17 protein-coding genes and 1 pseudogene are annotated in these 20,357 nt (G+C 62.7%); 17 read left to right on the top strand and 1 reads right to left on the bottom strand.

Annotated elements, in window-relative coordinates:
- Positions 1 to 9 precede the first annotated feature (9 nt).
- From rnhB to ispD, 9 genes are all read left to right on the top strand, one after another.
- Complete coding sequence (gene rnhB / locus IFU31_RS05845; RefSeq protein WP_163007437.1) at positions 10 to 639, top strand: ribonuclease HII; 630 nt, start codon at positions 10 to 12, stop codon at positions 637 to 639.
- 71 nt (positions 640 to 710) lie between these two features.
- Positions 711 to 4,232 (top strand): DNA polymerase III subunit alpha, encoded by a 3,522-nt coding sequence (gene dnaE, locus IFU31_RS05840; protein ID WP_122476557.1) that lies wholly within the window; start codon positions 711 to 713, stop codon positions 4,230 to 4,232.
- Between the two features lie 127 nt (positions 4,233 to 4,359).
- On the top strand, positions 4,360 to 5,307 hold the full coding sequence (locus tag IFU31_RS05835; protein WP_122476555.1) for an acetyl-CoA carboxylase carboxyltransferase subunit alpha: 948 nt from the start codon (positions 4,360 to 4,362) through the stop codon (positions 5,305 to 5,307).
- A gap of 139 nt (positions 5,308 to 5,446) precedes the next feature.
- Positions 5,447 to 6,751 carry a tRNA lysidine(34) synthetase TilS gene (gene tilS / locus IFU31_RS05830; protein WP_192102493.1) on the top strand — a complete coding sequence of 435 codons (1,305 nt, stop codon included), beginning with the start codon at positions 5,447 to 5,449 and terminating at the stop codon, positions 6,749 to 6,751.
- Positions 6,752 to 6,920: 169 nt separating this feature from the next.
- Positions 6,921 to 8,552, top strand: coding sequence for a CTP synthase (locus IFU31_RS05825; protein WP_122476552.1), 1,632 nt, complete (start codon positions 6,921 to 6,923; stop codon positions 8,550 to 8,552).
- A 5-nt stretch (positions 8,553 to 8,557) separates the two neighbouring features.
- Positions 8,558 to 9,403 carry a 3-deoxy-8-phosphooctulonate synthase gene (gene kdsA, locus IFU31_RS05820; protein ID WP_122476550.1) on the top strand — a complete coding sequence of 282 codons (846 nt, stop codon included), beginning with the start codon at positions 8,558 to 8,560 and terminating at the stop codon, positions 9,401 to 9,403.
- A 153-nt stretch (positions 9,404 to 9,556) separates the two neighbouring features.
- On the top strand, positions 9,557 to 10,846 hold the full coding sequence (gene eno / locus IFU31_RS05815; protein ID WP_185794270.1) for a phosphopyruvate hydratase: 1,290 nt from the start codon (positions 9,557 to 9,559) through the stop codon (positions 10,844 to 10,846).
- A 98-nt stretch (positions 10,847 to 10,944) separates the two neighbouring features.
- A complete protein-coding gene (gene ftsB, locus IFU31_RS05810) occupies positions 10,945 to 11,223 on the top strand; it encodes a cell division protein FtsB (protein ID WP_043185120.1) in 279 nt (92 codons plus the stop codon).
- Positions 11,220 to 11,927: a 2-C-methyl-D-erythritol 4-phosphate cytidylyltransferase gene (ispD, locus tag IFU31_RS05805; protein ID WP_192102492.1), complete on the top strand. Its 708-nt coding sequence runs from the start codon at positions 11,220 to 11,222 to the stop codon at positions 11,925 to 11,927. The genes ftsB and ispD overlap by 4 nt, the downstream gene beginning before the upstream one ends.
- A gap of 37 nt (positions 11,928 to 11,964) precedes the next feature.
- On the opposite strand, the pseudogene IFU31_RS05800 reads toward ispD, so the two are convergent.
- Positions 11,965 to 12,878: pseudogene (locus IFU31_RS05800) on the bottom strand (LysR family transcriptional regulator).
- Positions 12,879 to 12,964: 86 nt separating this feature from the next.
- Here IFU31_RS05800 and IFU31_RS05795 point away from each other — a divergent pair.
- The 8 genes from IFU31_RS05795 to rpoS all read left to right on the top strand — a co-directional run bounded on the left by IFU31_RS05795 (position 12,965) and on the right by rpoS (position 20,103).
- Positions 12,965 to 14,077: an S-(hydroxymethyl)glutathione dehydrogenase/class III alcohol dehydrogenase gene (locus tag IFU31_RS05795; RefSeq protein WP_185794273.1), complete on the top strand. Its 1,113-nt coding sequence runs from the start codon at positions 12,965 to 12,967 to the stop codon at positions 14,075 to 14,077.
- A gap of 8 nt (positions 14,078 to 14,085) precedes the next feature.
- On the top strand, positions 14,086 to 14,928 hold the full coding sequence (gene fghA / locus IFU31_RS05790) for an S-formylglutathione hydrolase (RefSeq protein ID WP_192102491.1): 843 nt from the start codon (positions 14,086 to 14,088) through the stop codon (positions 14,926 to 14,928).
- A gap of 121 nt (positions 14,929 to 15,049) precedes the next feature.
- Positions 15,050 to 15,523, top strand: a complete 474-nt coding sequence (ispF, locus tag IFU31_RS05785) for a 2-C-methyl-D-erythritol 2,4-cyclodiphosphate synthase (protein WP_122476541.1) — start codon at positions 15,050 to 15,052, stop codon at positions 15,521 to 15,523.
- Positions 15,520 to 16,578, top strand: a complete 1,059-nt coding sequence (gene truD, locus IFU31_RS05780; RefSeq protein WP_122476540.1) for a tRNA pseudouridine(13) synthase TruD — start codon at positions 15,520 to 15,522, stop codon at positions 16,576 to 16,578. Before ispF ends, truD begins: the two co-directional genes overlap by 4 nt.
- The gene (gene surE, locus IFU31_RS05775; protein WP_192102490.1) at positions 16,566 to 17,315 is read left to right on the top strand and encodes a 5'/3'-nucleotidase SurE; all 750 of its coding nucleotides are present in this window, start codon (positions 16,566 to 16,568) and stop codon (positions 17,313 to 17,315) included. The genes truD and surE overlap by 13 nt, the downstream gene beginning before the upstream one ends.
- Before the next feature lie 35 nt (positions 17,316 to 17,350).
- Complete coding sequence (locus tag IFU31_RS05770; protein ID WP_163007435.1) at positions 17,351 to 17,986, top strand: protein-L-isoaspartate(D-aspartate) O-methyltransferase; 636 nt, start codon at positions 17,351 to 17,353, stop codon at positions 17,984 to 17,986.
- 150 nt (positions 17,987 to 18,136) lie between these two features.
- Entirely contained in the window at positions 18,137 to 18,991 is an 855-nt protein-coding gene (locus tag IFU31_RS05765; RefSeq protein ID WP_122476536.1) for a peptidoglycan DD-metalloendopeptidase family protein, read from the top strand.
- 107 nt (positions 18,992 to 19,098) lie between these two features.
- On the top strand, positions 19,099 to 20,103 hold the full coding sequence (rpoS, locus tag IFU31_RS05760; protein WP_122476535.1) for an RNA polymerase sigma factor RpoS: 1,005 nt from the start codon (positions 19,099 to 19,101) through the stop codon (positions 20,101 to 20,103).
- Positions 20,104 to 20,357: the final 254 nt, after the last annotated feature.

Below are 20,357 nucleotides of genomic sequence, written 5' to 3'. Positions count from 1 at the left end.
GGCAGGCAACTGCAGATGGGGCTGGATTTCGATCTGGTCGAAGAGCTGGTTGCCGGTGTCGACGAAGTCGGCCGCGGGCCGCTGTGCGGCGCGGTGGTGACGGCAGCGGTGATTCTCGATCCGCGACGGCCGATCCTCGGGCTCAACGATTCGAAAAAGCTCACCGAAGCGCGTCGTGAACTGCTTTACGAAGAGATCTGCGAGAAAGCCCTGGCCTGGTGCATCGCGCGCGCCGAAGTCGAAGAGATCGACCGCCTGAACATTCTGCACGCAACCATGCTCGCCATGCAGCGGGCGGTGCAGGGCCTGAGCATCACGCCAAGGCTTGCACTGATCGACGGCAATCGCTGCCCGCAGCTGGACGTGCCCAGCGCTCCGGTGATCCAGGGTGATGCCAAGGTCCCGGCGATCGCCGCCGCTTCGATCCTGGCCAAGGTCAGCCGCGACCGGGAAATGTCCGCGTTCGAATTGATCTACCCCGGCTATGGCATGGGCGGGCACAAGGGCTACCCTACACCGGTGCACCTGGAAGCCTTGGCCCGACTGGGCCCGACGCCTATTCACCGGCGATCGTTCGCACCGGTTCGTGCCGCATGGCAGGCGCGTGAAAGCAGCGATCAAGCGCCCGCCTGGGTCTAGCAGGCTGATGTTTTGATCAAGGCCCGGTACAATCCGGGCCTTGTCGTTCTACCGCAACCCATAGGATCAACATGTCGGTTTCCTTCGTTCATCTTCGCCTGCACACCGAATACTCGCTGGTCGACGGCCTGGTGCGGATCAAGCCGCTGGTCAAGGCGCTGGCCGGCATGAACATGCCGGCGGTGGCGGTGACCGACCAGAACAACATGTGTTCGCTGGTGAAGTTCTACAAGGCGGCCATGGGCGCCGGCATCAAGCCGATCTGCGGTGCCGACCTGTGGCTGGCCAACCGCGACCCCGATGGACAGTTGAGCCGCATCAGCCTGCTGGCGATGAACGCAGTCGGCTATCGCAACATTACCGAACTGATTTCCCGTGGCTTCATCGAGGGCCAGCGCAATGGCCAGGTGATCGTCGAACGGCAGTGGGTGGCCGAAGCCAGTGAAGGGGTGATCTGCCTGTCGGCGGGCAAGGAGGGCGAGATCGGCATGGCGCTGCTGGGCGGTTACCCGGGCGATGCCGACAACCTGTTGCGCGAATGGATGGCGATTTTCCCCGAGCGGTTCTATGTCGAGGTGCAGCGGACCAATCGCACCAACGACGAAGAATACCTGCACGCGGCTGTGGCCCTGGCCGACCGTCTGGGCGCGCCACTGGTGGCCACCAACGACGTGCGCTTCATCAAGCAGGAAGACTTCGAAGCCCACGAAACCCGCGTGTGCATCGGTGAAGGCCGGGCGCTCGACGACCCGCGCCGCAACAAGAACTACAGCGACCAGCAGTACCTCAAGAGCGCCGAGGAAATGGCCGAGCTGTTCAGCGACTTGCCCGAGGCGCTGGAAAACACGGTCGAGATCGCCAGGCGTTGCAACATCGACGTCAAGCTGGGCAAGCACTTCCTGCCCGACTATCCGATTCCCGATGGCATGACCATTGACGAATATTTCCGCAAGGTCTCGTTCGACGGCCTGGAAGAACGCCTTGCCGTGCTGTTGCCCAGGGACACCACCGAGGATTACGAGGCGCGCCGCCAGGTCTATGTCGACCGGCTGAATTTCGAGCTCGACATCATCATCCAGATGGGCTTTCCCGGCTACTTCCTGATCGTGATGGACTTCATCCAGTGGGCCAAGAGCAACGGCGTGCCGGTCGGTCCGGGCCGCGGTTCGGGCGCAGGTTCGCTGGTGGCCTACGTGCAGAAGATCACCGACCTCGATCCGCTGGAGTACGACCTGCTGTTCGAGCGCTTTCTCAACCCCGAGCGGGTCTCCATGCCCGACTTCGACGTCGACTTCTGCATGGATGGCCGCGACCGGGTCATCGACTACGTGGCCGACAAATATGGCCGCAATGCGGTGAGCCAGATCATCACCTTCGGTTCCATGGCGGCCAAGGCGGTGGTGCGCGACGTGGCGCGGGTGCAGGGCAAGTCCTATGGCCTGGCCGACCGGCTGTCCAAGATGATTCCGTTCGAAGTCGGCATGACCTTGGAAAAAGCCTACGAACAGGAAGAAATTCTCCGCGATTTCATCAAGGTCGACGAAGAAGCCGCGGAAATCTGGGACATGGCGCGCAAGCTCGAGGGCGTGGTGCGTAACGTCGGCAAGCACGCCGGTGGTGTGGTGATCGCGCCGACCAAACTGACCGACTTCGCGCCGATCTACTGCGACGAGGCCGGCGACGGCCTGGTGACCCAGTTCGACAAGGATGACGTGGAAGCCGCCGGCCTGGTCAAGTTCGACTTCCTCGGCCTGCGCACCCTGACCATCATCGACTGGGCGTTGAAGACCATCAACCGCGACCGTGCCAAGGTCAACGAAGCGCCGCTGGACATCGCGTTCATTCCGCTCGACGACAAACCGACCTACCAGCTGCTGCAGAAGGCCGAGACCACGGCGGTGTTCCAGCTCGAGTCGCGCGGCATGAAGGAGCTGATCAAAAAGCTCAAGCCCGACTGCCTGGAAGACCTCATCGCCCTGGTGGCCCTGTTTCGACCGGGGCCGCTGCAGTCGGGCATGGTGGACGACTTCATCAACCGCAAGCACGGCCGCGCCGAACTGGCGTATCCGCATTCGGATTACCAGTACGAAGGCCTGAAGCCGGTGCTGGCGCCGACCTACGGCATCATCCTGTATCAAGAGCAGGTGATGCAGATCGCGCAGGTCATGGCGGGCTACACCCTGGGTGGCGCCGACATGCTGCGCCGCGCCATGGGCAAGAAGAAACCCGAGGAGATGGCCAAGCAGCGCGGTGGCTTCATCGAAGGCTGCGCGAGCAACAATATCGACCCGGACCTGGCCGGGAACATTTTTGACCTGGTGGAAAAATTCGCCGGCTACGGTTTCAACAAGTCCCACTCTGCCGCCTATGGCCTGGTGTCCTACCAGACCGCCTGGCTCAAGACCCACTACCCGGCGCCGTTCATGGCTGCGGTGCTCTCGGCAGACATGCACAACACCGACAAGGTCGTGACCCTGATCGAAGAAGTGCGCACCATGAAGCTGCGCCTGGACGCGCCGGACGTGAACAATTCCGAGTTCAAGTTCACGGTCAACGACGACGGTCGCATCGTCTATGGGCTGGGCGCGATCAAGGGTGTCGGCGAAGGCCCGGTGGAGGCGATCATCGAGGCGCGTCAGGCCGGCCCGTTCAAGGACCTGTTCGATTTCTGCGAGCGCGTCGACCTCAAGCGCATCAACAAGCGCACCCTCGACGGCCTGATCCGTAGTGGCGCGATCGATCGGCTGGGCCCGCATTTCCATGATGAAACCAAGGCCTACCAGGCCAACATCGATCGCAACCGCGCAGTCTTGCTGTCAGCCATGGAAGGGGCGATCAAGGCGGCGGAACAGACTGCACGCACCCACGACAGCGGCCACGACGACCTGTTTGGCGGGGTGTTCGTCGAAGCCGATGCCGATGTCTACGCCAGCCACCGCAAGGCCAAGGAACTCACGCTCAAGGAGCGGCTGCGCGGCGAGAAGGAAACCCTGGGGCTGTACCTGACCGGGCACCCGATCGACGAATACGAAGGCGAGATCCGCCGCTTCGCACGCCAGCGCATCATCGACCTCAAGCCTTCGCGCGAAACCCAGACAGTGGCGGGCATGGTCATCGCCCTGCGGGTGATGAAGAACAAGAAGGGCGACAAGATGGGTTTCATCACCCTCGACGACCGTTCGGCACGTATCGAGGCGTCGTTGTTCGCCGATGCCTTCATGTCCGCTCAGTCGCTGCTGCAGACCGATGCGATGGTGGTGGTGGAAGGGGAGGTCAGCAACGACGATTTCTCCGGGGGGCTGCGCCTGCGCGTCAAGCGCGTGATGAGCATGGAGGATGCGCGCACCAACCTGGCCGAAAGCCTGCGCCTCAAGGTGCACGCCGACGGGCTGGGCGGCGACCGGCTGGGCTGGCTCGGTGAATTGTGTCGCCAGCACCGTGGCGCCTGCCCGATTACCATGGAATACACCAGCAGCGATGCCAAGGCCACGCTGCAGTTTGGCGAAGGCTGGCGGATCGACCCGGCCGACAGCTTGATTCAAGCGCTGCGTGACCAGTTCGGCCGCGAGAACGTCTTTCTGCAATATCGTTGAACTGGCCCTGCGGGGCGGGTTCGACCACAATTAATAAACTCGACCTGAACGCGCCGTTTCCTTTAAGGTATGGCGCCAAACGGATCAACCGGCCGGCCGCTTGGCCGTCGACCCAAGACGGATGCCTATGAACCCGAATTTTCTTGATTTCGAACAGCCGATCGCTGACCTGCAAGCCAAGATCGAAGAGCTGCGCCTGGTAGGCAACGACAATTCGTTGAACATCGGCGACGAGATCTCTCGTCTGCAAGACAAAAGCCGCACGCTGACCGAAAGCATCTTCGGCAACCTGACCAGTTGGCAGATTGCCCGGCTCGCGCGTCACCCGCGCCGCCCGTACACCCTGGACTACATCCAGCACATCTTTACCGAATTCGATGAACTGCACGGTGATCGGCATTTCTCCGACGACGCCGCCATCGTCGGTGGTGTCGCCCGCCTCGACGACCAGCCGGTGATGATCATTGGCCACCAGAAAGGCCGTGAAGTGCGCGAGAAGGTCCGTCGCAACTTCGGCATGCCGCGCCCTGAAGGCTATCGCAAGGCCTGCCGCCTGATGGAAATGGCCGAGCGCTTCAAGATGCCGATCCTCACCTTCATCGACACACCGGGCGCCTATCCGGGCATCGATGCCGAAGAGCGCAACCAGAGCGAAGCGATCGCCTGGAACCTGCGGGTCATGGCGCGGCTGAAGACGCCGATCATCGCCACCGTCATCGGCGAAGGGGGTTCCGGTGGTGCGCTGGCCATCGGCGTCTGCGACCAGCTGAACATGTTGCAGTATTCGACCTATGCGGTGATTTCGCCCGAAGGCTGCGCGTCGATTCTGTGGAAGACTGCCGAGAAGGCGCCGGACGCTGCGGAAGCCATGGGCATCACCGCCGAACGCTTGAATCACCTGGGCATCGTCGACAAGGTGATCGATGAGCCCCTGGGTGGCGCCCATCGCGATCCGGCCGCTGCCTCGGCCCTTATTCGCGCCGAGCTGACCAGCCAGCTGGACATGCTCAAGGGTTTCGACACCGAGACCTTGCTCGGCCGCCGCTATGACCGGTTGATGAGCTACGGGTTGTAAGGGCCGAGACCGCAGCGCGCCCTTCGCGGGCAGAGGGCTCAGCCGCCCGCCCCGCTCCCACAATTTCCTGTGGGAGCGGGCTCTGCCCGCGAAGGGCGCACCGTCGATCCGGAACCATGGACTGAAAAGGGGTCGCCCCATGCGTGAACCCTCCGCCCTGGCCCAGCGCCTGAGCAACAGGCTGAAGCCTTATCTGCAAGCCCCCGCCTGGCACCTCGCCCTCTCCGGTGGCCTCGATTCCACCGTCCTGCTGCACCTGTTGGCCAGCGTGCCCAACCGTCCAGCCCTGACCGCCATTCATATCCATCACGGCCTGCAAGCGGTTGCCGACACCTGGCCCGCCCACTGCCAGGCACTCTGCGATCAGCTCGATGTGCCCTTGCAGGTGATCAAGGTTCGGGTGCAGGACGGTGCCAGCCTGGAGCAAGCCGCACGCCAGGCGCGCTATCGCGCTTTCGATGCGCTGCTCGGCGCCGCTGATGTGCTGTTCGCAGCCCAGCATCAGGACGATCAGGCCGAAACCGTACTGTTTCGTCTGCTGCGCGGCGCCGGTGTGCGAGGGCTTGCAGCAATGCCCAGGCAGCGGCCGCAAGGGCAGGGGATACTGGTGAGGCCGTTGCTCGACGAGCCTTGCGCCGAGTTGCTTGCCTACGCTCGCAACCATGGCCTGCAGTGGATCGAAGACCCCTCGAACACCGACACGCGTTTCTCTCGCAACTATCTGCGTGGCGAGGTCCTGCCCGTGATCACGGCGCGCTGGCCCCAGGCTGCCGGCAGTATCGCCAGGGCCGCCGCGCACCTGAGCGAGGCGGCGCAGCTGCTGGATGAACTGGCCGCCGCGGACCTTGCGCCTGCGCACACAGCTGGCGAACCTTCCTGGCTGGCATTGCCCAGCCTGACCCTGGCGCCGCTTCGTACCCTGTCCGAAAGCCGTCAGCGCAATGCCCTGCAATACTGGCTTGCGCCTCTGACGCGCTTGCCTGATACCCAGCACTGGGTTGGCTGGACGTCCCTGCGCGACGCGGATCCCGCCGCTACGCCGGTCTGGCGCCTGGCCGACGGCGAGCTGCACAGGGCCCACGGGCGGATCTGGTGGGTCAGTGGCCAATGGTCGCAGGCCCAGCCCCCGTCTCAGGATTGGCCAGACACCCGACAAGCCCTGCAGTTGGTCGGCAACGGCGAGGTGCGTTGGCAGGGCGGCCCGTTGCCGGGGCACGCGCAGATCCGCTACCGCCAGGGCGGCGAGCGCCTGCGCCTGCCCGTTCGCGGCGAGCGTGACCTCAAGCGCTTGCTCAATGAAAGCCGGCTGCCAGGGTTCGTGCGCGATCGTTTGCCGCTGCTGTTCATCCACGACCGCTTGGTTGCCGTGGCCAACCTGCCGCTGTCTGCCATCGAAGGACGACTGCTCTGGTCGCCGACAACCGGCGAGCAGAGTTTGAGATGAAAGGGGGAATCCGGTAGACTACGCTCCCTTCTTGATACAACTTCTGTGAACCCACCGGATTCACGGACGTTGCCGATTGCCAAACCGTTTTTGGCCGTCGGGGGCTTCGGCCTTCCTTCGCTTTCCCCGGCGGCTTCTGCCGCTTTAACGCAGACTTCTAGGGTTTTTCATGACGCGCTACATCTTCGTCACGGGCGGTGTTGTTTCTTCATTGGGGAAAGGCATTGCCTCGGCTTCATTGGCGGCCATCCTGGAGGCGCGGGGGCTCAAAGTCACCATGCTCAAGCTGGACCCGTACATCAACGTCGACCCGGGCACCATGAGCCCGTTCCAGCACGGGGAAGTGTTCGTCACCCACGACGGCGCCGAGACCGACCTGGACCTGGGGCACTACGAGCGGTTCATCCGCACGACCATGACCCAGAACAACAACTTCACCACCGGCCGGGTGTACGAGCACGTGCTGCGCAAGGAGCGCCGTGGTGATTACTTGGGCGCGACCATCCAGGTCATCCCGCACATCACCGACGAGATCAAGCGGCGCATCATCAAGGGCGCCGGCGATGCCGACGTGGCCATGGTCGAAATCGGCGGCACCGTTGGCGACATCGAATCCCAGCCGTTCCTGGAAGCGATCCGCCAGCTGCGTTTCGAGGTCGGTGCCAAGCGCGCCATGCTGATGCACCTGACGCTGGTCCCCTACATCGCCACCGCGGGTGAGACCAAGACCAAGCCGACCCAGCATTCGGTCAAGGAACTGCGCTCCATCGGCTTGCAGCCTGACGTGCTGGTGTGCCGTTCCGATCACCCGATCGACACGTCGTCGCGCCGCAAGATCGCTCAGTTCACCAACGTCGAAGAGCGTGCGGTGATTGCCCTGGAAGACGCCGACACCATCTACAAGATCCCTGGCATCCTGCACTCCCAGGGCCTGGATGACTTCGTCGTCGAGCGCTTCGGCCTGCAGTGCGGCGGCGCCGACCTGTCCGAATGGGAAGCGGTGGTCGATGCCAAGCTGAACCCCGAACACGAAGTGACCATCGCCATGGTCGGCAAGTACATGGAGCTGCTCGATGCCTACAAGTCGCTGATCGAAGCGATGAGCCATGCCGGCATCAGCAACCGCACCAAGGTCAACCTGCGCTACATTGATTCCGAAGACATCGAGAACCAGGGCACCGCCCTGCTCGAAGGCGTCGACGCCATTCTGGTGCCCGGCGGCTTTGGCCTGCGTGGCGTGGAAGGCAAGATCACCGCCGTGCAGTACGCTCGCGAGAACAAGGTGCCGTACCTGGGTATCTGCCTGGGCATGCAGGTGGCGGTCATCGAGTTCGCCCGTAACGTCATGGGCTGGAAAGACGCCAACTCCACCGAATTCGATCGCGCCAGCGGCCATCCGGTCGTCGGTCTGATCACCGAGTGGGAAGACGCCACCGGCGCCGTGGAAACCCGCACCGAAGCCTCCGACCTGGGCGGCACCATGCGTCTGGGCGCGCAGGACTGCCAGCTGGTCGGCGGCTCCAAGGTTCACGACTGCTACGCCCGCGACGTGATCGTCGAGCGTCATCGTCATCGCTACGAAGTGAACAACAACCTGCTGCCGCAACTGGTCGAAGCTGGGCTGGTCGTCTCCGGGCGCTCGGGTGACGGCGCGCTGGTCGAAGTGGTCGAGTCCAAGGACCATCCGTGGTTCGTGGCCTGCCAGTTCCACCCCGAATTCACCTCGACGCCGCGTGACGGTCATCCGTTGTTCACCGGCTTCGTCAAGGCCGCATTGGCTCAACATCAGAAGAAGGCCTGATCACCATGGCGCAGAAGATCATCCGCGTTGGCGATATAGAGATCGCCAACGACAAGCCGTTCGTGTTGTTCGGTGGCATGAACGTGCTGGAATCACGCGACATGGCCCTCAAGGTCTGTGAAGAATACGTGCGGGTGACCGACAAGCTCGGCATCCCCTACGTGTTCAAGGCCAGCTTCGACAAGGCCAACCGTTCTTCGGTGACCTCCTACCGCGGCCCCGGCCTGGAGGAGGGCATGCGCATCTTCGAAGAGATCAAGAAGACCTTCAACGTGCCGCTGATCACCGACGTGCACGAGCCTGAACAGGCCGCTGTGGTTGCCGAAGTCTGCGACATCATTCAGCTGCCCGCCTTTCTGTCGCGCCAGACCGACCTGGTGGTGGCCATGGCCAAGACCGGCGCGGTCATCAACATCAAGAAAGCCCAGTTCCTTGCGCCGCAGGAAATGAAACACATCCTGACCAAGTGCGAGGAAGCCGGTAACGACCAGTTGATCCTCTGCGAGCGCGGTTCGAGCTTCGGCTACAACAACCTGGTAGTGGACATGCTCGGCTTCGGCATCATGAAGTCGTTCGAGTACCCGGTGTTCTTCGACGTGACCCACGCCCTGCAGATGCCGGGCGGTCGCAGCGACTCGGCCGGTGGCCGTCGCGCCCAGGTCACCGACCTGGCCAAGGCTGGCCTGAGCCAGGGCCTGGCCGGGCTGTTTCTGGAAGCCCACCCGGACCCGGACAACGCCAAGTGCGACGGCCCCTGCGCGCTGCGCCTGGACAAGCTGGAACCGTTTCTTGCCCAGCTCAAGGCGCTGGATGAATTGGTCAAAGGTTTCCCGGCGATCGAAACGGCCTGATTGCGGTAAAGTAGTGCCCGATTTGTTGCGGTGACCCTTTCGCGGGCAGAGACCCGCTCCCACATCGAGCCCAGTGGGAGCGGGTCTATGCCCGCGAGGGGATCGCTAAAGCCCAAGCTGCGTCGTCTCGTCTACTTTGGAGTGTTCATAACAATGGCAAAAATCGTCGACATCAAAGGTCGTGAAGTTCTCGACTCCCGTGGCAACCCTACCGTAGAAGCCGACGTGCTTCTGGAAAACGGCATCATCGGCAGCGCCTGTGCACCGTCGGGCGCTTCTACCGGCTCGCGCGAAGCGCTGGAGCTGCGTGACGGCGACAAGAGCCGCTATATGGGCAAGGGTGTTCTGAAGGCGGTGGCCAACATCAATGGCCCGATTCGCGATGCGCTGCTGGGCAAGGATCCGGTCGACCAGAAGGGTCTGGATCACGCCATGATTGCCCTGGACGGTACCGAGAACAAGGCTTCGCTGGGCGCCAACGCCATCCTCGCCGTGTCCCTGGCCGCTGCCAAGGCTGCCGCGCAGGATCAGGACCTGCCGCTGTACGCGCACATCGCCAACCTCAACGGCACGCCGGGCGTCTACTCCATGCCCGTGCCGATGATGAACATCATCAACGGTGGCGAGCACGCCGACAACAATGTCGACATTCAGGAATTCATGGTCCAGCCGGTTGGCGCCAAGACCTTTTCCGACGCCCTGCGCATGGGCACCGAGATCTTCCACCACCTCAAGGCGGTATTGAAGGCTCGCGGCCTGAGCACTGCCGTAGGTGACGAAGGTGGTTTCGCGCCGGACCTGGCGTCCAACGAAGATGCCTTGAGCGCCATTGCCGAAGCCGTCGAGAAAGCCGGCTACAAACTGGGCACCGACGTGACCCTGGCCCTGGACTGCGCTGCCAGCGAATTCTTCGAAAACGGCACCTACGACCTGGCCGGTGAAGGCCACAAGTTCGACGCCGAAGGTTTTGCCGAATACCTCAAGGGCCTGACCGAGCGCTACCCGATCATCTCGATCGAAGACGGCCTGGACGAATCCGACTGGGCTGGCTGGAAGATTCTCACCGACAAGATCGGCGAAAAAGTCCAGCTGGTGGGTGACGACCTGTTCGTGACCAATACCAAGATCCTCAAGGAAGGCATCGACAAGAAGATCGCCAACTCCATCCTGATCAAGTTCAACCAGATCGGTACCTTGACCGAAACCCTGGAAGCCATCCAGATGGCCAAGGCTGCCGGCTACACCGCGGTGATCTCGCACCGTTCCGGTGAAACCGAAGATTCGACCATTGCCGACCTGGCCGTGGGCACCGCTGCCGGCCAGATCAAGACCGGCTCGCTGTGCCGCTCGGACCGTGTTTCCAAGTACAATCAACTGCTGCGTATCGAAGAGCAGTTGGGTTCCAAGGCGATCTATCGTGGTCGCGACGAGTTTCGCGGCTAAGCAATAGATGGTAGAAAGACGACATGCGGAGCCTGGCGGATGCCAGGCTTCGTGCTATCTGGTCGCAGAGTTGAAGTTTTTTACCACTGGGTAACGTGATGCGCAGTCCTTATTGGTTGTTTCTTGTCTTGCTTCTGCTCCTGGGTGGTTTGCAGTATCGCCTGTGGGTCGGAAACGGAAGTCTCAAGCAGGTAGCCGAGCTGAAACAGCAGATCGCCGAACAGCATGCCGAGAACGAACGGCTGCTGGAGCGCAATCGCGTGATGGACGCCGAAGTACTCGAATTGAAAAAGGGCATGGAGACCGTCGAAGAACGCGCTCGCCATGAACTGGGCATGGTCAAGGAGGGTGAAACCCTCTACCAGTTGGCCCAATGAATACCTCGCTGCCAGCCTTCTGGGCAGTGATTCCCGCTGCGGGCGTGGGTGCGCGCATGGCAGCGGACCGCCCCAAGCAGTACCTGACCTTGAGCGGTCGCACCATCCTGGAACACAGCATCGACTGTTTCCTCGGCCATCCACAGCTCAAGGGCGTGGTCGTCAGCATCGCCGCCGATGACCCGTTCTGGCCCGACCTGCCCAGTGCCAGCAACGAGCTGATCCAGCGCGTGGCCGGTGGTCGCGAGCGTGCCGACTCGGTGCTCAACGCCTTGCTGCATTTACACGCCCAGGGCGCCGACGGCAGTGATTGGGTGCTGGTGCACGATGCGGCGCGGCCCAACCTTTCTCGCACCGACCTCGACAAACTGCTTGCCGAGCTGGCTGATGACAGCGTCGGCGGTCTGTTGGCCGTGCCCGCGCGCGACACGCTCAAGCGTGCCGATGCGACTGGGCGGGTTCAGCATACGGTGGATCGCAGCACGATCTGGCAGGCGTTCACGCCACAGATGTTTCGTCTGGGCGTCCTGCATCGGGCTCTGGCCGATAGCCTGGTGGCCGGAGTGGAGATTACCGACGAGGCCTCGGCCATCGAGTGGGCCGGTTTCGCGCCGAAGCTGGTGGAGGGCCGGGCGGACAACCTCAAGGTGACCCGGCCTGAAGATCTGGAGTGGCTGCGCCAGCGTTGGGCGATGCGTGGCTGAGGGGGGCGGTGGCGTCGTTCGCGGCCGATGACCGCTCCTACAGATACTCGGGCCTCTCGGCCAACCCTTCTCTGAGATAATCGACTAGCTTCCTGATCTTCGGCGACAAGTGCCGTTGTTGCGGATAAAGCCCCCACACCGCCGTGTTGGGCGGCTGGTGGGCCTCCAGCAGCGACACCAGTGCGCCGCTGCGCAAGTGTTCCAGCACGTAGTAATCAGGCAGCTGACACAGCCCGACGCCCTGCAACGCCGCGTCGAGGACCGCCTGGCCACTGTTGCAGCGCCAGTTGCCCTGCACGCGTTGCGCCTGTTCCTTGCCATCGACCTGCAGCGGCCAGATATCCGAACTGCCCACCAGGCAGTTGTGCCGCGTCAACTCCGACACACTGTGGGGCCGGCCATAGCGCGCCAGGTAGTGCGGTGAAGCGCACAGGAACATTCGCCGCGGCGCCAGCCTGGTTGCCACCAGTCGCGAGTCCTGCAGGCGTCCCAGGCGGATGGCCAGGTCCAGGCCTTCTGTAGCAGATCGAGGGTGCGGTTGCTCAGCTCGATCTCCACGCGCAGTTGCGGGTACAGCCCCATGAAGCGCGTGACCAGCGGCACGATGAAGCGCTCGCCATAGGCCACTGCGCAGGTCAGGCGCAGCAGTCCCTTGGGTTCACCGGTCAGGTCGCTCATGGCGCGCCAGGCTTCGTCGCGACCGTCCTGCAGGCGTTGGCAATGCTGGAGGAATGTCTGCCCTGCCTCGGTCAGCGCTACCCGTCGCGTGCTGCGATAGAGCAGGCGGGTCTGCAGGCGTTCTTCCAATCGAGCGATCTGGCGACTGACGTGAGACGACGACACGCCCAGCCGCTGCGCTGCGGCCGTGAAGTGCGCGCACTCGGCCACTGCGACGAACTCGTCGATACCCTCCCAGCGGTTATCATTCACTCGATTATCCCTGTACGGCATCAATGTTTTGCGCAAGGGGCGATTATTCCGCATCCTCCCATGAATTACACTGTTGGCAGTCCCGTTCATTTCAGGAGCAAGCATTGATGATCAAGTCCCGCGCCGCGGTTGCATTCGAAGCCAACAAGCCATTGGAAATCGTCGAGATCGACGTGGCCATGCCCAAGGCAGGCGAAGTCCTGTTGCGCGTGGTCGCTTCCGGGGTCTGCCATACCGATGCCTACACCCTGTCGGGTGCGGATCCTGAAGGCATCTTCCCGTCGGTACTGGGCCACGAAGGCGGCGCCATCGTCGAAGCGGTAGGCGAGGGGGTCACTTCGGTTGCGGTGGGCGATCACGTCATTCCGCTGTACACGCCAGAGTGCCGCCAGTGCAAGTTCTGCAAATCGGGCAAGACCAACCTGTGCCAGGCCATCCGCGCCACTCAGGGCAAGGGCTTGATGCCGGACGGCACCACGCGGTTCTCGTACAACGGCAAGGAACTGTTCCATTACATGGGCACCTCGACGTTCTCCGAGTACACCGTGTTGCCGGAGATCTCGGTAGCGAAGATCGACAAGCAGGCGCCGCTGGAAAAGGTCTGCCTGTTGGGTTGTGGCGTCACCACCGGTATCGGCGCGGTGCTCAACACGGCCAAGGTCAAGCCGGGCGATACCGTGGCCGTGTTCGGCCTGGGCGGTATCGGTCTGTCGGCCATCATCGGTGCGGTCAAGGCCAAGGCCGGTCGCATCATCGCCGTCGACATCAACCCAAGCAAATTCGAGATCGCCCGCCAGCTGGGTGCAACCGACTGCATCAATCCCAAGGAATATGACCGGCCGATCCAGGAAGTCATCGTCGACCTTACCGATGGCGGCGTGGACTTCTCGTTCGAGTGCATCGGCAATGTGCAACTGATGCGTGCGGCGCTCGAATGCTGCCACAAGGGCTGGGGTGAGTCGGTGATCATCGGCGTGGCCGGCGCTGGCCAGGAAATCGCCACGCGCCCGTTCCAGCTGGTCACCGGACGGGTCTGGCGCGGTTCGGCATTCGGTGGCGTGCGCGGGCGTACCGAGTTGCCCAGCTACGTCGAAATGGCCGAGACCGGCGAGATCCCGCTGGATACCTTCATCACCCACACCATGGGCCTGGAAGACATCAACAAAGCGTTCGACCTGATGCATGAAGGCAAGAGCATTCGTTCGGTCATCCACTTCTGAGGTCTGCCATGAGCCTGGAAAACCTGTCCTGCCAGAAGAGCTTCGGCGGCTGGCACAAACGCTACAAGCACCGCTCCAAGGAGCTGGGTTGCGACATGACCTTCGCCGTGTACCTGCCGCCGCAAGCGGAGCAGGGCGGCAAGTTGCCGGTGCTGTACTGGCTGTCGGGGCTGACCTGTACCGACGAGAACTTCATGCAGAAGGCCGGCGGCCTGGAGCTGGCTGCCGAGTTGGGCTTGATCATCGTTGCGCCCGACACCAGCCCGCGCGGGGCGGGAGTGCCGGATGATCCGGACCAGGCATGGGATTTCGGTCTGGGTGCCGGGTTTTATCTGAACGCCACCGAGCAGCCGTGGGCGCTGCATTACCGCATGCATGACTATGTGGTGCATGAATTGCCAGCCATCGTGGAAGCGCATTTCCCCGCGTCGGACAAGCGCTCCATCAGTGGCCATTCCATGGGTGGCCACGGAGCGCTGGTCTGCGCGCTGCGCAATCCGGGGCGGTATCGGTCGATTTCGGCGTTCTCGCCCATCAGCAATCCGATGGATTGCCCCTGGGGCCAGAAAGCGTTTTCCCATTACCTGGGCGAGGAGCGCTCGCGTTGGCGCGAATGGGATGCCAGCGTGCTGATCGCCGATGCGGCGGAACATCTGCCGCTGCTGGTGGATCAAGGCGATCGCGATGATTTCCTCGAGAGCCAGCTCAAGCCCCAGGCTCTGAGTCAGGCGGCCAAGTCGGCCGGCTATGAACTGACGCTGCGCATGCAACCGGGCTATGACCACAGCTACTACTTCATCGCCAGCTTCATCGATGACCATTTGCGCCATCATGCCAAGGCCTTGAAGTGACTGCGCTGGCGCCCTCTGCCCGCGAAGGCGCCAGCACAGTCACCTGCAGATGTTTTGATCCGCCCAACCTCCGCCAAAGCAGGTAGAATCACGCCCTGACTCAATCGGGGCGTTTTTTTCTATGCGTATTGGCCACGGCTACGACGTGCACCGTTTCGCCGAGGGTGACTTCATTACCCTGGGTGGCGTGCGAATCCCACACAAGTTCGGCCTGCTGGCTCATTCCGACGGCGACGTCGTACTGCATGCCTTGAGCGATGCCTTGCTCGGCGCAGCTGCCTTGGGCGACATCGGCAAGCATTTTCCCGACACCGATCCGCAGTTCAAGGGCGCGGACAGCCGCGTGCTGTTGCGCCACGTGCTCGCGGTCGTGGCGAGCAAAGGCTGGAAAGTCGGCAATGTCGACGCCACCATCGTCGCCCAGGCGCCGAAAATGGCGCCCCACATAGAAACCATGCGTGAACGGATCGCCGCCGACCTGGGCGTGGAGCTGGATCAAGTCAACGTCAAGGCGACCACTACCGAAAAGCTCGGGTTCGCCGGGCGCGAGGAAGGTATCGCCGTGCATGCGGTCGCCTTGTTGCTGCGCGCATGACCGAATTCGAATTGCTGGGTCCGCGGGCCACGGGCGACAGCCTGGGCAGCGCCGTACTCAAGGCCAGCGCCGAAGACTTCCAGGTCGACGAAGTGCTGGATATTCCCTTGGCCGGCCAGGGCGAGCACCTCTGGCTCTGGGTCGAGAAACGCAACCTCAATACCGAAGAAGCAGCCCGCCGCCTGGCCAAGGCCGCTGGCGTGCCGTTGCGCACGGTCAGCTATGCAGGCCTCAAGGATCGCCAGGCGCTGACCCGGCAGTGGTTCAGCCTGCATCTGCCAGGCAAGGCCGATCCGGACCTGAGCGCGGCGCAGGGCGACACCCTGGCCATCCTCAAGCAGGCCCGGCACTCGCGCAAACTGCAACGCGGTGCGCACTCGGCCAACGGCTTCACCGTGCGCCTGACCGCACTCAAGGCCGACCGGGCCGCGCTCGATGCGCGCCTTGGAGAAATCCAGCAGACCGGCGTACCGAATTATTTCGGCACCCAGCGCTTCGGTTTCCAGGGCGGCAATGTGTTCGACGCTCAGCAGTATGCCGAACGCCAGGCGCTGCCCGAGCAGCGCAATGTGCGTTCGCGGCTGCTCTCCACGGCGCGCAGTTTCCTGTTCAACCAGATACTTGCCGCGCGCGTCGCCGACGGTACCTGGAACCGCGCCCGGATCGGTGATCTGCTGGCGTTCACCGACAGCCGCAGCTTCTTTCCCGCCGGTGAAGCCGAATGCAGTGATCCACGCCTGGACATCCTCGACCTGCACCCTACCGGGGCGCTGTGGGGCGAGGGCGCATCGGTCGCCGCCGGTCGCTGCGCCGAACTGGAAAACGCCATCGGCGACCAGCACCCGGCGCTGTGTGCCTGGCTTGCAAAAGCGGGCCTGGCACAGGAGCGACGCATCCTGCGGCTGCCCATCGGCGAGCTGACGTGGCATTATCCCGAGCCTGACATCCTGCAGTTGCACTTCGTCCTGCCGGCCGGTTGCTTCGCCACTGTCGTGGTGCGCGAACTCGTCGATCTGGTGCCGACAGGGCAGACGGAAAGTCCATGCGTATTCTGATTTCCAACGATGATGGGGTCACCGCCCCCGGCCTGGCCGCGCTTCACGACGTGTTGCAGGACTATGCCCAGTGCACGGTGATCGCCCCCGATCAGGACCGTAGCGGCGCCAGCAGTTCACTCACGCTGGACCGGCCGCTGCATCCGCAGACCTTGCCCAACGGCTTCATCAGCGTCAACGGCACACCCACCGACTGCGTGCACCTGGGCCTGAACGGCCTGCTGCCTTTCGAGCCCGACCTGGTGGTTTCAGGTATAAACCTGGGGGCCAACCTGGGCGACGACGTGCTGTATTCGGGCACGGTGGCTGCTGCCCTCGAGGGGCGTTTTCTGGGGCATACCTCGTTTGCGTTCTCGTTGTTGTCTCGCCAGCCCGAGCACCTGCCGACGGCAGCCTACTACGCGCGCAAGCTGATCGAGGCCCGAGACCGGTTGAACCTGCCGCCTCGTACCGTGCTCAACGTGAACATCCCCAACCTGCCGATCGAGCGTATCCGCGGCATGGTGCTGACTCGCCTGGGCCATCGGGCACGGGCTGCGGCGCCGATCCGCATGGTCGACCCGCGGGGCAAGCCGGGCTACTGGATCGCCGTGGCCGGCGACGCCGAAGATGGCGGCCCGGGCACCGATTTCCATGCTGTCATGCAGGGCTACGTGTCGGTCACGCCACTGCAACTGGATCGCACCTTCAACGAGGCCTTCGGCCACGTTCAAGATTGGCTGGAGGAGCTTGGCTGATGCGCCAGAGAGACAATCAGCACCATGGCATCGGCATGACTTCGCAGCGCACGCGCGAACGCTTGATTCAGCGCCTGTGCGACGAAGGCCTGGCCAATACCCAGGTGCTCGAGGTACTGCGTCGCACACCGCGCCATCTGTTCGTCGACGAAGCACTGGCGCACCGCGCCTACGAAGACACCGCACTGCCGATCGGCCACAACCAGACCATTTCCCAGCCCTACATGGTTGCACGCATGAGCGAGCTGCTGCTGGCGGCGGGGCCACTGGACAAGGTCATGGAGATCGGCACCGGCTCGGGCTACCAGACCGCCGTGCTGTCGCAGCTGGTCGAGCGGGTGTTCTCGGTCGAGCGGATCAAGGTCCTGCAGGATCGCGCCAAGGAACGCCTGCAGACGCTCGAGCGGCGCAACGTGGTCTTTCGCTGGGGCGATGGCTGGGAAGGCTGGCCGGCCCTGGCACCCTACAACGGCATCATCGTTACCGCAGTGGCGACCGATGTGCCCCAGGCCCTGCTCGATCAGCTCGCGCCCGGTGGCCGACTGGTGATTCCGGTGGGCGCCGGCGACGTCCAGCAACTGATGTTGATCGTGCGCGAAGAGCACGGGTTCTCCCGGCATGTTCTGGAAGCCGTGCGCTTCGTGCCGTTGCTCAATGGTCCGCTGGCTTGACCGGTGTGAGTTCGCGGAGTGAATTCTGCGCGGCGCCGTCTGTCTGACAGCGGGTCGTGGCGCAGGTACGGCCGCAGCTTGCACCCATGCGCCTTGAAGTCGAGTAGTGAAGTTGGATATTTTCTTGTCACCACAACAAAGGAGCGGCGGGTGAGCCTCACAATCATTGGGCAGCGTGCAGGTAGTTCGAGCGTCAAGCTCCTGATGCTCGGGGTTGCGATCGCAGCCTTTCTGTCCGGCTGTTCCAGCACCTCCAGCCAGGTCAGCGTGGTCGATCGCAACAACGCGGCCAAAGCGGCGCAGCGCCAGCCGGTGACCACAGGCCAATACGCAGTCAGGCGAGGCGACACGCTGTTCTCCATCGCCTTTCGCTACGGTTGGGACTACAAGGCCCTGGCTGCGCGCAACAATATTCCCGTGCCCTATACCATCCGCCCAGGCCAGGTGATCCGCTTCGACGGCAACTCGGGCGCGCCAGCCACCACCGTGGTGACCACCCAGAGCGGCGCCTCTGCGTCTTCCTCGAGCCGCACCACAGTCACCCGCCGTCCGCTCACCCCGGCACCGACCGCCACCAGCAGCGTCGCCATTCCCGTCCCTTCGCCTACCCCGGTACCCGCGGGCGAGCGCACCCAAGGCGGCTGGGCATGGCCGGCAAACGGTGTTTTGATCGGGAAATTCGCTTCAAACGGCAGTTTGAATAAAGGAATTGATATCGCCGGTGATTTGGGACAGCCTGTTTTTGCTGCGTCTGATGGTGCGGTGGTCTACGCCGGGAGTGGTTTGAGGGGCTACGGCGAATTGGTCATCATCAAACACAGCGATACCTACGTCAGTGCCTACGGTCATAACCGCAGGTTGTTGGTTCGGGAGGGTCAGCAGGTCAAGGTCGGTCAGACAATTGCCGAAATGGGTTCAACGGGGACGGACCGGGTGAAGCTGCACTTCGAGATTCGCCGTCAAGGCAAGCCCGTAGATCCGCTGCAATTCCTGCCACGTCGTTGATTTGCACTACCAGCCTGTTCCTCCACGTAGTGGGGACGGGCTCACGCGCTGCCATGGAGATTGGCGCCGCTGGAGCTTGAGGTCGAACTCAGCAAAGGACTATAACAATGGCTCTCAGCAAAGAAGCGCCGGAGTTTGACATCGACGATGAGGTGCTCCTTATGGAACCCGGCGTCGTATTGGATGTGATGTCGAACGAAGAACCTGCTGCACCTGCGGTTCGCACCAAGGCACGCAATTCCACATCGCTCAAACAGCACAAATACATCGACTACACGCGGGCGCTCGATGCGACCCAGCTGTATTTGAATGAAATCGGTTTTTCGCCTCTGCTTTCTCCCGAAGAAGAGGTGCACTTCGCACGACTTTCCCAGAGCGGCTGCCCGGCCGGTCGCAAACGCATGATCGAGAGCAACCTGCGCCTGGTGGTCAAGATCGCCCGCCGGTATGTCAATCGCGGCCTGTCCTTGCTCGACCTCATCGAGGAGGGCAACCTGGGGCTGATTCGTGCGGTCGAGAAATTCGATCCCGAGCGCGGTTTCCGGTTCTCAACCTATGCCACCTGGTGGATCCGGCAGACCATCGAACGGGCGATCATGAATCAGACCCGGACCATTCGCCTGCCCATTCACGTGGTCAAGGAGCTCAACGTCTACCTGCGCGCCGCGCGCGAGCTGACCCAAAAGCTCGATCACGAACCGTCCCCAGAAGAAATCGCCAATCTGCTCGAGAAGCCCGTGGGCGAGGTCAAGCGCATGCTTGGGCTCAACGAGCGGGTATCCTCGGTGGATGTCTCGCTCGGGCCGGATTCGGACAAGACCTTGCTCGACACCCTGACCGATGACCGGCCCACCGACCCCTTGCAGCTGCTGCAGGACGACGACCTCTCGCAGAGCATAGACCAGTGGCTGTCCGAGCTGACCGACAAGCAGCGCGAGGTGGTGGTACGCCGTTTTGGCCTGCGGGGCCACGAGAGCAGCACGCTGGAAGACGTTGGCCTGGAAATCGGCTTGACCCGCGAGCGCGTGCGACAGATCCAGGTGGAAGGCCTCAAGCGACTACGCGAGATACTCGAAAAGAATGGGCTGTCCAGCGAGTCATTGTTTCAATAGCCGCCGTTACCGCACGACTTGAACGCCCCTTTTTCAAGGGGCGTTTTTATTGTTGGCCTAGTCGCAGTGCGATGTTGTCAGTGTTCACTGTGACCTTGTGTAAGCCTTTGGCTATTTATCCAGTCAAAGTTTTGTAAGTTGGAACTCTTGTCTATCTAACTGCACGTTCTTGAACACATTATCGAATAAGCTGACACCCAAGTCAGATTATGATGGGAATTATTCGCGGTTGTCCTGCGCACAGGATGCGTTAA

The organism is Pseudomonas sp. CFBP 13602, assembly GCF_014842725.1.
GTDB lineage: Bacteria > Pseudomonadota > Gammaproteobacteria > Pseudomonadales > Pseudomonadaceae > Aquipseudomonas > Aquipseudomonas baltica.
This window is presented reverse-complemented; position numbering and strand designations above follow the sequence as displayed.